This is a genomic window from Pseudomonas sp. RL_105y_Pfl2_101, from assembly GCF_963970585.1.
In the GTDB taxonomy this organism is placed as follows: domain Bacteria; phylum Pseudomonadota; class Gammaproteobacteria; order Pseudomonadales; family Pseudomonadaceae; genus Aquipseudomonas.
This window is the reverse complement of record NZ_CAXAPG010000056.1, coordinates 1-13,878: the sequence shown is the minus strand read 5'-3', so window position 1 is coordinate 13,878 and position 13,878 is coordinate 1. Positions and strand designations below refer to the sequence as shown.

General features: G+C 58.5%; 7 protein-coding genes and 1 pseudogene. 5 read left to right on the top strand and 3 right to left on the bottom strand.

Annotated features, from left to right (window positions below):
• The 5 genes from AACY31_RS27575 to tssM all read left to right on the top strand — a co-directional run.
• The coding region (locus tag AACY31_RS27575) for a type VI secretion system Vgr family protein (RefSeq protein WP_339505474.1) at positions 1 to 2,025 on the top strand (2,025 nt) is incomplete at its 5' end.
• Positions 2,022 to 3,824, top strand: coding sequence for an esterase/lipase family protein (locus AACY31_RS27570; RefSeq protein ID WP_339505472.1), 1,803 nt, complete (start codon positions 2,022 to 2,024; stop codon positions 3,822 to 3,824). The genes AACY31_RS27575 and AACY31_RS27570, both read left to right, overlap by 4 nt.
• Entirely contained in the window at positions 3,812 to 5,065 is a 1,254-nt protein-coding gene (locus AACY31_RS27565; RefSeq protein WP_339505470.1) for a T6SS immunity protein Tli4 family protein, read from the top strand. Before AACY31_RS27570 ends, AACY31_RS27565 begins: the two co-directional genes overlap by 13 nt.
• 152 nt (positions 5,066 to 5,217) lie before the next feature.
• Complete coding sequence (locus AACY31_RS27560; protein ID WP_339505469.1) at positions 5,218 to 6,354, top strand: T6SS immunity protein Tli4 family protein; 1,137 nt, start codon at positions 5,218 to 5,220, stop codon at positions 6,352 to 6,354.
• 103 nt (positions 6,355 to 6,457) lie between these two features.
• Positions 6,458 to 10,069, top strand: a complete 3,612-nt coding sequence (gene tssM, locus AACY31_RS27555) for a type VI secretion system membrane subunit TssM (protein WP_339493150.1) — start codon at positions 6,458 to 6,460, stop codon at positions 10,067 to 10,069.
• Positions 10,070 to 10,774: 705 nt separating this feature from the next.
• On the opposite strand, the gene AACY31_RS27550 is transcribed toward tssM, so the two are convergent.
• From AACY31_RS27550 to AACY31_RS27540, 3 genes and pseudogenes are all read right to left on the bottom strand, one after another.
• The gene (locus tag AACY31_RS27550; protein WP_339483569.1) at positions 10,775 to 12,262 is read right to left on the bottom strand and encodes a Fic family protein; all 1,488 of its coding nucleotides are present in this window, start codon (positions 12,260 to 12,262) and stop codon (positions 10,775 to 10,777) included.
• A 266-nt stretch (positions 12,263 to 12,528) separates the two neighbouring features.
• Positions 12,529 to 13,080 (bottom strand): annotated as a pseudogene (locus AACY31_RS27545) (IS5 family transposase); the annotation flags it as partial.
• Between the two features lie 31 nt (positions 13,081 to 13,111).
• Positions 13,112 to 13,878: integrase core domain-containing protein (locus tag AACY31_RS27540; protein WP_339505468.1), on the bottom strand; the 767-nt coding region annotated here is incomplete at its 5' end.

Here is a 13,878-nt window from a genome sequence, read left to right as displayed (position 1 = left end):
TATACCTTCGAACACCGCGCCGACGGCCACACCCTCGTCCTCACCGACCGCGTCGGCGGCCTCGGCACCATCGGCACCCACACCGATTGCCCAGTGATCTACCAACCCATGAGTGGCGGCGATGCCCTGGAACCGGCATTGACCCGCTTCCACTACACCGAACAGGTGCGCACCGCCGTGCAGGTGCAGCGCGACTACACCTTCACCCACCCGCGCTACAACCAGCAGCACACCGCCACCGGCGACCAGGACCTGAATAACCAGCACAAGGACTACGAACGCTACGACTATCCCGGGCGCTACAAGCGCGACATCGCCGGCAAGCCCTTTACCAAGACACGGTTGGCGGCGCTGCGCAACGACGCCAAATTGGCCCATGTGGAAGGTGACGATGAACGCCTGCAACCGGGGTTGGCGTTCGACCTCAACGAGCATCCACGCGAAGACTTCAATGACCGTTGGCGCACCATCGCCATCCAGCACGAAGGCAAGCAGCACACCAGCTTGCAGGAAGAATCGTTTGGTAGCGGACTCGGCACCTCTTACACCTTGAATGCCACAGCCATCCGCTGGACCTCGGATTGGAAAGCGCCGTTGCGAGACAAACCCTGCATTGACGGCCCGCAGATTGCCACGGTGGTTGGGCCACCGGGGGAAGAGATTTATTGCGATGAATGGGGCCGGGTGAAAGTGCAGTTCCCGTGGGATCGCTCGGACAAGAACAACGACCACAGCTCCTGCTGGATCCGCGTCACCCAGGGCTGGGCCGGAGCGACTTGGGGCTCGATGGCCATCCCACGCGTGGGTCAGGAGCTGGTGATCAGCTATCTGGACGGGGATCCTGACCAGCCGATCGCCACGGGGACCGCGTACCGGCAAACCAATTTGCCGCCGTATGAGCTGCCCAAGCTCAAGGCAATAGCGACAACTAAGAGCCGCGAGTTCAACGGCACCCGGGCCAACGAATTGCGCATCGACGACACCCCTGCGCAAATCAGTGCGGCGTTGATAAGTGATCATGATCATAGCGCTCTGCACCTGGGCTACCTCACACATCCGCGCCACTACAGTGGCGGAAAACCGAGGGGCGAAGGGTTTGAGTTGCGTACCGATGGTCACGGTGCGTTGCGCGGGGCCAAAGGTTTATTGCTGAGCGCCGAGGCACAACTGAAGGCCGGTGCCGGGCAACTGGAACGTCGGCAAGTAGTCGAGATATTGCAAGCCGCCCTGGCGTTGGCCAAGCAATTGGGGGTATCGGCTGAGGTTGCCCAAGGCATCGCCCAGGATTCGCAACCGCAACAGGCCCTCACCGACGCCGTAAACCATCTAGGGCACGGCGCCAACGACCAGGCCAATGGCACCGGCAGTGGCGCGCAACCTATCATCGCTTTGAGCGGGCCTGCCGGTATTGCCGCCGCCACATCCCGCAGCATCGCCCTGGGTGCAGGCGAACACATCGACAGCGTCGCACAGCAGAACCAGCACCTCACCGCCGGTAAAAAAGTGGTCATCAATGCAGGCGACGAGCTGGGCCTATTCGCCCAGGGCGGTGACATGCGCCATATCACCCAGAATGGCCAACTGTTATTGCAGGCCCAGCACAACAGCATTCAGGTGCAGGCCGATCAAAGCGTGGAAATCAGCGCCAGCCAACAACATGTGCTGGTGGCGGCGGACAAGCACATCACTCTGCTGTGCGGTGGCGCCTATATCAAGATGCAGGGCGGCAATATCGAAATGGGCATGCCCGGTGATTTCACGGTGAAGGCCGCGAACAAGCGCTTCCTCGACCCAAGCCATGCCTGCGCGCAATTCAATAGTTGGCCCACCACCTCGTTCAACGAGCGCTTCCAAACCTTTTTCCCGGACGGTCAACCCATCCGCAACCGCGCCTATGCCTTGGTCCGCAATGACGGCGCACGGTTCGAAGGCCGCAGCGACGGCGAAGGCTTTGTCATCCTGCAACAGGGCATGACGCTGGAAGGGCTTGTACTGGAATGGCTTGAAAACGGAGACCCCGCATGACCGATAACCCGACGGCGCCGCGTGTAGCGCCCATGACCTACAACGCGCGCGGTAACCCGGTGCATACCTGGACCCTCACGCCCAGCCATATCACCGACCCGGTGCACTGCATCTTGCCGCCGGATGGGGTGCTGCCGGTGATTTTTGTGCCGGGGATCATGGGGTCGAATTTGAAGAGCAAGCCGGAGAAAGAGAAAAAAAAGAAAACGAAAAATGCGGGGCCCGTCTGGCGGCTGGATGCGGGGTTCATGGGTAAGAACATGTGGTTGGCGAGAAACTGGTTCAACAAAAAACCGGGTGTGCGGCAACGTCTGCTACATCCGGCCAGGGTGGAAGTTGATAACGAAGGAGCGGTGCCTAAACGCGCCGTAGGAACGGTCATTACCCAGCCAGAGCCAGACAAGAAAAAGGCAGCCTTGGCCTTGACCAAACGCTATCGAGAGCGTGGCTGGGGCGAAGTCAGCGAAACCAGTTATCACGCTTTTCTGCTTTGGCTGGAAGACGCGCTGAACAGCCAATTCCTGCCCCACCAATGGCCGCAATTCGACATCCAGCCGGAGCATTTGCACACCGTTGCCGTCGAGCCGGGGCCCACGCACATCACTCGGTTGAAGCCTGAACTGTCCATTGCCATGCCCGGGTTGGGGGCCAACCTGGCAGCCCAGTTGCCGTCGATTCTATCCGGCGAGTTGGTGGCGCGTGGCGGCTACCGCATGCCGGTGCATGCCTGCGGTTACAACTGGCTGGATTCCAACGAACAGGCGGCGTCAAGGCTGGCCGAGCGCATTGACGAGCTGATGCACCAGTACGGCCGCAATTGCCAGCAAGTCATTCTGGTGACGCATTCCATGGGCGGGCTGGTGGCAAGGCGATGCGCGCAGCTGCCGGGCATGGCCGACAAGATTGCCGGTGTGGTCCATGGGGTGATGCCCGCCATTGGCGCGCCGGTCGCTTACCGCCGCTGCAAGGTCGGCATGGGGGATGAGGACCCTATTGCCGGTGCGGTCATTGGCCCGACCGGCCAGGAAGTCACGGCTGTGTTTGCGCAGGCGCCCGGTGCCTTGCAATTGCTGCCCACCCAGGATTACGCCCCGGGTTGGCTGCGGCTGATCGACGAACGAGGCGGGCCGGCCATGCCGCGCCAGCCGGCAAAAGACCCCTACGAAGAGATTTATCTACGCCGCGACCGTTGGTGGGGATTGCTGCGTGAAGAGTGGTTGGCGCCGAAGGATGGGGATCCGATCACCTGGAAAGATTTCGCGGATAACATCCTGAGCGCAAAGGAGTTTCACCAGGATATAGCTGGCTCATATCACCCCCAAACCTACGTCTATTACGGTAATGACGACAAACACCCCAGCTTCGAATCCATCACCTGGAAAATGCGCCGCGGGTCTCGTCTCAATGGCCCCCATGCCTCAAGCCCCGATGCCTTTACGGTGTCCAGCTTGCAGATGCATGAGGTGCGCGACGATGGGCGCAGTCCGGTCTACGTAGGAGGGCAAGCCGAGGCCGTGCCACCACTGCGCGGTGATCCCGACGCGCCGGTCAGGACCGTGCAGACCAGCTATTGGGAACTGCATTGCCAAATGCAGGATGGCGCGGGTGACGGCACCGTTCCGGTGAGTTCTGGTCGTGCGCCGATCAGGCAGGCGCGCAAGGATTCGGTCCGCCAGCAAGTCCAGGCGCCCGGCTTCGATCACGAGGCGTCCTACGCCAATCCGTTGACCCAGCAATTCACTCTTTACTCCCTCATCAAGATCGCAGCGAAAGCCAAGAGGCCTCTATGCGCAGGTTGACCGTGTTTTTTACTGGCCTGCTGTTTGGAGCGGTTGCCGGGTGCACCGTCTTCAAACAGCCCACCGAACAGGAGAAACACACCGTGCACGAACTGACCAGCAACATGCGCACCTGGGCGCTGGGCCGTGGATTGATCGATCTGCCTGCCAACTGGACGGGTAGCGGCGATGTGAAGCTGTATTACGGGCTGGGCGCCGATCATTCATCCGTTGAAGTGCGGGTGTTGGGGGAGGGTGTTACTCAGGAACGATTTGATGCGGCGTTGAATGAGCGCGCGCGTCGGATTGCGGCTGTAAAAAACTACAATCGCTCCGACGTGTCAATGTTGGTTTCGGCGAAAATTGAAACGGCACAACATAAATTATTGCAGTACTACGAGAGCGTTGAGATTGCGGATTGGTTCGTGCATGAGTCTCATCTGCTGATTGGTGATGTCTATGTCATGCTGCGTGCAGACTCCTTTAATGGGAACATCGCCCCTGTAGAAACACGCCTCCTAAAACTGTCAAAGGAGATCTTCAAAGTCACCCCCGAAAATGCCGGCGCGGGGTTTGCGCTTGGGCCGATTGTGATTCGCAGCCATCACGATCAGGAGATTGCCAGTTTTGATTTTGGTCCTCCTGCCTCGGATGTCTCGCTGGACATCTACATCAACGCGTTATCACCTGATGATGAAGAGCGCTTGCACGTCCGCACTCCAAAAGACGGGCAAATTTTTCTCGCAGGCGATTACGAAAATTTGCGGGCAGGGAAAATCATGTTGGCCGGCATGCAAGCTGAAGAGTCCCTGATCGGCTTCAGCGATGACACTCACCGTCAAATACTCTTCATGAGCGAAAACTACCGGGACAATCCCTCGCTGGCTCGGCCTGGCATGAGTATCCGTTTATCGGCAGGTGGCATGAAAGGAGAGCCAGATGGTCCCGACGAGCCCGAAGATCTGGTGCGCTGGACGCTTCCCCAATTCGCCAATAAAGGCTACGAACTGCCGCTTTGGCAGCAACCCGCTTCACCAGAACCCGTCAACCCCTCCCTCACCGATTACGAAGCCATGGCCGTGTGGGACGCGATCCTCAAATCCGTGCGCATGCGCCCCAACTCAGTCGAGCCCAAGCCGGACCCTTGGGCCAACATTCGCGGGCCCAGTGCCGAAGAGGCTGCCGAAAGCAAACGCATCCTCGATGAGTTCATCGCCAGTTTTGAAAAGCGCAAGCCGTTTCCTGAGGACAAAGATCAATGATGAGCGCGCCTAGGTCGCCTTGTCGGCGCGTTCATCGCCAACGCTTCCAGCCTCTTCTGCGTAGGCTGCCACATTTTTTAACGTGCCTGACGGTTGCACTGCTCAGCGGTTGCGCCGCTCTCAAAAAGCCCAGTGAACAGGAGAAACACACCGTGCACGAACTGACCAGCAACATGCGCACCTGGGCGCTGGGCCGTGGGTTGATCGATCTGCCCGCCAACTGGACGGGCGGCGGCGATGTGAAGCTGTACTACGGATTGGGAGCTGATCACTCAAGCGTTGAGGTCTTGATCTTGGGGGAGGGGGTGACGCAGGAGCGGTTTGATGCGGCGTTGAATGAGCGGGCGCGTCGTATTTCAGCGGTTAAAAACCATAAGAATTCAGATGTGTCGATGTTGGTGTCGGCGAAAGTTGTCTCGTCCAGGGAAAAGTTGCTGCAGTACTACAAGCAAGCAACACGCCGCCAAACGTTCGTTCATGAGTCTCATCTGCTGATCGACGATGTCTACGTCATGCTCAGAGCTCAATCCTACGACGGCGATACGGATCCTGTTCAAGCCCAACTGTTAAAGCTGTCAAAGGAAATCTTCAAGGTCACCCCCGAAAATGCCGGCGCGGGGTTTGCGCTTGGGCCGATTGTGATTCGCAGCCATCACGATCAGGAGATTGCCAGTTTTGATTTTGGTCCTCCTGCCTCGGATGTCTCGCTGGACATCTACATCAACGCGTTATCACCTGATGATGAAGAGCGCTTGCACGTCCGCACTCCAAAAGACGGGCAAATTTTTCTCGCTGGCGATTATGAAAATTTGCGCGCTGGAAAAATCACGCTGGCCGACATGCAAGCTGAAGAGTCGCTGATCGGTTTCAGTGACGATACTCACCGTCAGATACTCTTTGTCAGTGAGAACTATCGCGACAATCCCTCTCTAAGCCGCCCTGCCATGAGTATCCGCCTTTCAGCAGGGGGTATGAGCGCAGGTCCAATTGACCCCGATGAACCAGAAGACCTCGTGCGTTGGACCCTTCCCCAATTCGCCAACAAAGGCTACGACCTCCCGCTTTGGCAACAGCCCGCGAGCCCAGAACCCGTCAACCCCTCCCTAACCGACTACGAAGCCATGGCCGTCTGGGGCGCAATCCTCAAGTCGGTGCGCATCCGCCACGGCTCGGTCGCGCCCAAGCCGGATCCCTGGGCCAATATTCGCGGGCCCAGTGCCGAGGAAGCTGCCGAAAGCAAACGCATCCTCGATGAGTTCATCGCCAGCTTTGCGGAGCGCAAGCCATGACCGTGGGACGAAGGCTAATGGGTAAAGGAACAGCGCTGTTGGACGGAAAGCGGTTTTGTTCATTCACGGGTAGCGCACTCTACAAATATGCACGGAGCACCTCATGAAATCGGTCTGGAGTTACCTCAAACGCTGGTTCCTGCCGGTACTGCGTCAGTTCAACCAGGCATTGCCGGTGCTGGTGCTGCTGGGCGTAGTGTTTTTGCTGATCGCCATCTGGTGGCTAGGCCCGCAATGGACCTGGCGCGAGCATCAACCGCTGAGTGAATTGTCGGTGCGCGTCTCGGCCAGTGTCGTGGTGCTGGTGATGCCGCTGCTGATCTGGGCGTGGCGGGTGCGTAATCGTTACCAGCGTCTGCAGGTGGAGCGCCAACATGAGGCCGCGGTGCAAGCCGATCCCAGCCTGCCTTATATCGAGGCGCAGGAGCGTGCGCTGGACCGCAGCCTGGGCAACCTGCTGAACAATATGGAGCGCCGCCGTTCGCTCTATCAACTGCCGTGGTACCTGGTGCTGGGCGAGGAAAATGCCGGCAAGACCAGCCTGATCACGCGTTCCAACCAAAGCTTTGCGTTATCCCATGTGACCAAGGCCGGAGTGAGGGCTCATCAGGAAGAGCAACTGGCCTTTCCGGTGGATTGGTGGATCGGTGACGAGGCAGTGTTGATCGACCCTCCGGGTGAGTTCCTCAGCCATCCGGACTCACCGGCTGAAAACGTCGAGCAACAGGGCAAGGTCAAACCGGTACTGCCCACCGGCACCCATGCGCGCCTTTGGTCGCACCTGCTCGACTGGCTGACGCGCAACCGCAGCCGTCGAGCATTGAACGGCGTGGTCCTGGTGATCGATGTGCAGGTCTTGTTGGTGCAGCGTCCCGAACAACGCAAGGCCCACGCCAACCTGCTGCGCACTCGGCTGTTTGAGCTGACGCGGCAGTTGGGCACGCGTTTGCCGGTGTACGTGACGCTGAGCAAGTTCGACCTGCTGGAGGGCTTTGAAGAGTTCTTCGCCCGCTTGTCGCGCAGTGGGCGCGAAGACCTGTTGGGCTTCACCTTCAGCCTGGACGCGGTGGAGGATTTCGATGCCTGGCTGGCGGAACTGACGCGCCAATACCAGACCTTTGTCGCTTGCCTGAGCGAACAGGTTTTCAACAGCACCAGGGATTCGCGTACATTGGATGAGCGTGATCGCTTGCAGGCGCTGATGCATCAGATAGCGGGCTTGCGCCCGGCACTGTTCGGCTTTCTCAGCGAAATGCTCGGCAGCGATCGTTTCACCACCCCAGCGCTGGTGCGCGGGTTGTATTTTTCCTCGGTGCTTCAGCAGGGCACCCTGAGCAATGCCTTCGTCAAAGAAGCGGGGCAAGCCTATCAACTGCCGCCGCCGCCACCCGAGGTCAAACCAGCCGCTGGCACGGCCATCTACTTTGCCCAGCAACTGTTCCAGCGCGTGATCTACCCCGAAGCAGGCTTGGCGGGCGACAACATCAAGGTGGCCCGCAACAAGCGACGGTTGCTGATCGCCGGGTTCAGCGTCGCCTCCTTGGGCTGTTTGGTCGTCATCGGCACCTGGCAGTTTTACTTCAACATCAACCGCGACAAGGCGGCCAACGTCTTGGCCAAGAGCCAGGAGTTCAGTGGGCGGGACATCGACGCCAAGGTCGACCCTACCGGGCGCAACCTGTTGCTGCCCCTGGACCAGATCCGTGATGCGGTGCTGGTCTTCGGCGACTATCGCCAAGCCTGGCCGTTGCTGTCGGATATGGGGCTATATCAGGGGAGGGCGATTGGCCCCACCGTGGATGAGGCCTATCTGAACTTATTGTCCAAACGCTTCCTCCCGGCGATTGCCAGCGGTGTATTGGATGCAATCAACACCGCGCCCGCCGGCAGCAATCAGCAACTGGCGGCCCTGCGCGTGTACCGCATGCTCGAAGAACGCCAAAACCGCCGCCCAGCCATCGTCGAAGAATGGGTCGCCAAGCAATGGCAGCGCGCCTATCCTGGCCAAGGCCAGTTGCAGGCCGATCTGATGGGACACCTGGGCTACGCGCTGAAATACGCCGACGCCGACCTGCGGCACTACCGTGAACGCATTGGTCAGGTGCAGCAGCAACTGCGCCAGTTGCCCATGGCTGAACGGGTCTACCTGAGCCTGAAACAGGATGCCCTGGAGCGTTTGCATCGCCCGCTGGACCTGCGCAACGAAGTGGGGCCGGCGTTCGATATCGTCTATCGCCCGCTCAACACCGATCAAGAGGGCAGCGGCTTGCAGTTGCCGCCGCTGCTCACTGCCAAGGGCTTCAAGGACTATTTCGAACCCGGCACCGAGGGCATCATCGAACTGGCGATGATTGACCAGTGGGTGCTCGGCGAGCGGCAACGCCTGGACTACTCCGACGAAGACCGTAAAGTGCTGACTCAGCGTATCCGCGCCCTCTACAGTGCCGACTACGTCGACAGCTGGCGACGCGCACTGAATCAGTTCGCGGTGACTGACTTCGACGATCTCAGCCACGGCGTGGCGGTGCTGGAACAGGTCACCGGCCCAGCCGCGCCATTGCGGCGTTTGCTGGAAACCTTGCGCGACAACAGCGTGATCTACCCGGCGGTGCCCTTGGTCGAGGGGCAAGCACCGCTCTCGATGGACAAGGTATCGGACGGCCAGCAACAAGCCGCCGGTATCCGGCGCGCGTTCTCCAGCCTGGCGGAATTGATCGCTGCGCGAGGCGAGCAGCCGTCCTATTACGAAGAAACTCTGCGCTCAGTCAGCGCCGTCTACGACTACGCCAAAGCCGTGCACGACAACCCCGATCCCGGCAAGGCGGCGCTCAAAACCGTACTCAACCGCTTCTCCCTGGACGGTGCTGACCCGATAGCCAACCTGCAACGCGTCGCCGTGGGCCTGCCCGAGCCGCTGAACCAACACGTCAAAAAGCTCGCCGACCAGACCTCACAGGTGCTGGTGATTGCTGCCCTGCGTGAGCTGGAAAAACGCTGGGACAGTGAAATCTACAGTTTCTACCGTGAGCGCTTGGCGGGTCGCTACCCATTCAAGGTCAGCGGGGAGGACGCCTCGCTGGACGACTTTGAAGCGTTCTTCGGTCCACAAGGGCGTCTGCAGCAGTTCCACGATCAATACCTGAACGTGTTTCTCAAGGACAACCTCGATGCTCTGTACTCAGACAGCCTCGGTGGCTACCTGGTGCGCAGCGACGTACTGGAACAGCTCAAGAAGGCGGAGCGCATTCGTGACACCTTCTTCAACCACCGTGGCCACCTGGCCGTGCAACTCACCATCGAACCCCTGGCCCTGAGCGCCACCCGCCTGAGCAGCATGCTCAGCGTCGACGGCCAACTGATCCCCTACCAACACGGCGCGCCGCAACGCACAGGACTGGTGTGGCCCAACAGCCTGGGCAACACCAACGGTAGCCAGTTGACCCTGGTGCACAGCACCGGCAACACCGCCAGCATGAGCTATCGCGGGCCGTGGTCGTTGTTCCGCCTGCTCAGTCGCGGGCACCTCAATGGCAGAACCGACACCAGCGTGGACCTGACCTTTGCCGTCGCTGATGGATTGATGCGTTATCGGATTGGGGCGGAGAAGGCCAACAACCCGATTACCCAGCGCAGCTTTGAAGGGTTTGTGTTGCCGAGAACGCTGCTGGAAGAGCGCGGCAGGAAAAAAGCTACTGACAGCGTCACGCAACGCTGAGGAGTCCCGCATGATGGATAAGACCGATCACGTGCGCAGCTTGAACTATTGGACTCAGGCCCTGGAGCAACTGGAGGTATCCCTGCCCTTGTTGGGCACGAACCTCCCCGGTACTCGTGTGGCCCATAAGCGTTGTGTTCTTCGAGGGGCAGATGCTGTGGAACTTCATGCACACTGACGCGAAGTCGCTCAACAAGCACCGCCATGGCGATCTGCTGTACAAGCGCTACACGCTTTTGTGACAGGCAAAGAAAAGGGCTACTTGACAGTAGCCCTCGAATTTTAAGCTTGATATTCATATACACACCCTCAAGCAGGGGTGTGGAGGTCTCACCCTACGCTGATGTCCCAACCATCGACGGGGTTCCTACGCCAGTTATAGCCGCTGGGAGGCAACTGGTTTCGCGCTCAGGGATAAGCGCTATTCGCCTTTGAGCGTACCGTCAATCAAACTTGATGAATGGCCGTGTTTTTCTGGGCTATGCGGATTTTTTCTTAACTCGCGAGCGCCCTTTAAAGCGCTCAAACCGAGCTATTGCGAACTGCCCTGGTGGCTATCGTGGGTCGACGTTATCCAGCACACGGTTCGCTTTCAATGAATTCCGTTCGATCAATTTTTATGCTGACGGGTGAACCGTCATGGCGGAAATCCTTAATTTTCTTCAATAGGCGCAGGATTTCTTATGCGTAGCTTGGCGCAAGCAGTCACTTTTCCGGTTGCTGCTCCCTAAGCAAAGATTGTGTCGTCTGCTCGATGTAGTCGAACACTTCAGCCGGGACTGAGTACTGGTACTGCCTGCGACGGCTCTTCGAAACTGTCCCATTATTCGTCAGGCACATCATCACGAGATTGGCCAGATCGCTACCGCGCACGTCATAAGCCTCGTTGACTGCTCGAACGATCTGGTCGTAGTTCTCAAGGAAGGTGGTTTCTTCACGAAGCTCGACTTCAATCGCACGCTTCGCCATTTCCAAAGTGAAACGGACTCCTGGTGTCGCATCCCAAAAGCGGTAGATTGCAGGATCGCCGATAAAATCGAATGTGAATTGGCCGTGATCAATCCATTGGACATCCCAGAACTCTCGCGCCGGTCGGGAAAACTGCTCCAGCGTCTCCAGATACAACCGCTCCTCACGTTTCATTGCGACAGATACAGGCAGGAGCAGCCCGTTCTCCAGGGCACCGGCGCGGCACAACGTTTGATGGATCAGGAAGCGTGAAAGGCGGCCGTTCCCGTCCATGAACGGGTGAAGAAAGACGAAGCCAAATGAAATGACGCCGGCGGCTACCAGAGGATCAATACGTCCCGGCGCGTCGTTACCCAGCACCATGAGTTGTTCCATCAACTCCCGACAGAGTTCGGGTGGAGGTGGTACGTATGTAACGCCTGCCGCGCCTTGTAGTGGGCCGGCCAAATGATTTTGCGCGTGGCGAAATGCGCCCGCCATGTCGAGCGGGTTTGAAATCGTCGCATTCTGAAGGTGGACCAGATAATCCTCGCTCAGTGGAATACGCTCGTGGGCCTGTCGCAGCAGCTTAATGAATTTGCGCGACTTGTCCTCGCTTGGCGACTCCTTCTCTATTGCAAACGAATCTCTGGTTTCGTGGAGGTACGCCCAATTGAGGGCTCGATCCATCATTCCCGACGGCAGGTTTTGAATGAAATCTTGAGCGCGGGCCAATAAGTCATATTCCAAGAGCGCGACAATCTCAGGGGTGCGCTCAACGGTGGCGCAATACGCAAGTGTTCCAATACCGTTGAACTCCACCCTCCAGCGGGAATTGCGCTCCCCGGGCATTGTTACGTAAAGCTGTGGGTCGAATAGCGGTACGAATGCTCCGCGCACCGGCGACGGCTGGCTCAGCTCTTCTCCGGTGAAGGCTTCACGTAGGAAGCAAGCTTTTCGGATGTATATACCGTTAGGGGCTCTTTCGAACTCGGCCTCCATGGCCGCAGCCGGGATTTGTGGAAGCGCCTGGGCCAATATGGCGAGATTGATGCCCTCATGTTTGAGCGCAAATAATAGGTGTCCCAAAAGGTCATCTGGTGCGGGGGCTACGTTGGCCGGCACAGCCAAGGTTTCCCCGATCTGCTCGATACGGGTTACGGGCTGCACCCGTGCCGGTCGGCGCAATGGGAAGCTTGAAAGCCGCAGAGACTCCTGTAGCCAAGCGTATCCAGCAGAGTTCATGGTAAATCCTTAGTTTTCTGTCCCGGGCGTGGATTTTTTTCAGTGTGCCAAGAAAATCTTGATTTGAGCCGATTATGCGGATTTTTTCTTAACTCACCAGTTGCTCGTTTGTCCAAGCAGAACGCCTATGAATGCGCTTTGCCCTTTTCGTCGCCTTCATGGTTGGCGTGGGTCGACGTTATCCAGCACTGGGTTCGCCCGCGATGAACACAGTTCGATCATTGTTGGGTGTCGAGGGGTGAACGGTCCTAGGGGCTGTTGCCGTTTCACATGGGTAACCAAAGGAAGGCGCATGCCATGGCTAGCACGCTTTCATAATTTCGTTTGAGCTTGTCGAATCGAGAAGCCACTGCCCGATAGTGCTTCAATCGGGCGAAAGCGTTCTCAACCAAGTGCCGGTTCCGATAAAGCCATTTATCAAGATCTCCGTTTCCTTTCAATGAGTTACGCTTTCTCGGGATCACGACCTTGGCGCCTTGCTGCTCAACCTGAGTGCGTATTTTTTCGCTGTCATAACCCTTGTCCGCGATGATCGTTTCAGCCCTGTCGAGTTTGGCAATCAGGCTGGGGGCTTGGGTGCAGTCATTGATCTGGCCCCCCGTGATTTCAAACTCGATCGGCAGACCGTAGGCGTCAACCGCCAAGTGGATCTTGCTGGTGTTGCCTGCCCGGCTTTTTCCTATGGCCTCGTCACGCCCGCCGACAGCGCCGGCACTGTGCTGATGAGCCTTGGCATAGCTGCCGTCGATGAACACCCATTCCATATCCGAGTCTTCCACTACGGCCTTGAATACTTTGATCCACTTGCCTGCGGCGTTTTGCAAGGTAGTTGTCGCGTCAGCCGTGTTTTTAAGCTGCTATTTTCAGTGTCGGTTGCTCCCGCTCTGGGTTGAGCGTGACGGCTCCGATAGATTGCCAATTTCGCGTTGCACCTGACCAGCGATGCGGGTGTTGATTACGAGCTTGCTGATACAGCGCATGACGCTTGGCCAGCACCTCTTGATCCTCTCCACGATGACGCTGCGCCGGGGTCACGAAGCGGATGCGGCTGTGACGGTGCTCATGGTTGTACCAGCGGATAAAGTCGCGCACCCAACTGCGTGCTGCGTCCAAATCGACAAAGCCATCCTGCGGCCATTGTGGGCAGTATTTCAGGGTTCTAAACAGCGACTCTGAGTACGGGTTGTCGTTGCTCACTCGTGGTCGTCCGCGCGATGGAGTGATGCCCAGGTCGTACAGTTTGCTCAGCAGCGTCACCGATTTCATCGGCGCGCCATTGTCCGAGTGCAGCACCAGGGGTTGGCCCGTGCAGCGCTCGCCGAGCACGGTGCGCTGCATCAGCTCGGCCGCCCGCTCGCCGCTTTCGCACTCGTAAACCTCCCAGCCCACGGCCTTGCGGCTGTAGATGTCTTCGATCAAATACAGGTAGTAATACTGCCCACGCACCGGCGATTGCAGGCTGCGTAGCGACAGGCCGATCTCTGCGCAAGCCACTGCCTTGCGCGCGCCAGAGGCGACGGCATGGTTAAAGCGTTCAACGAGTTGTTGCCGTTCTGGCAGCGAGGTCAAACGTCCTCGCTGTCGTTTCCCCAGAAGGCATTCATCTTTTTTCTCAG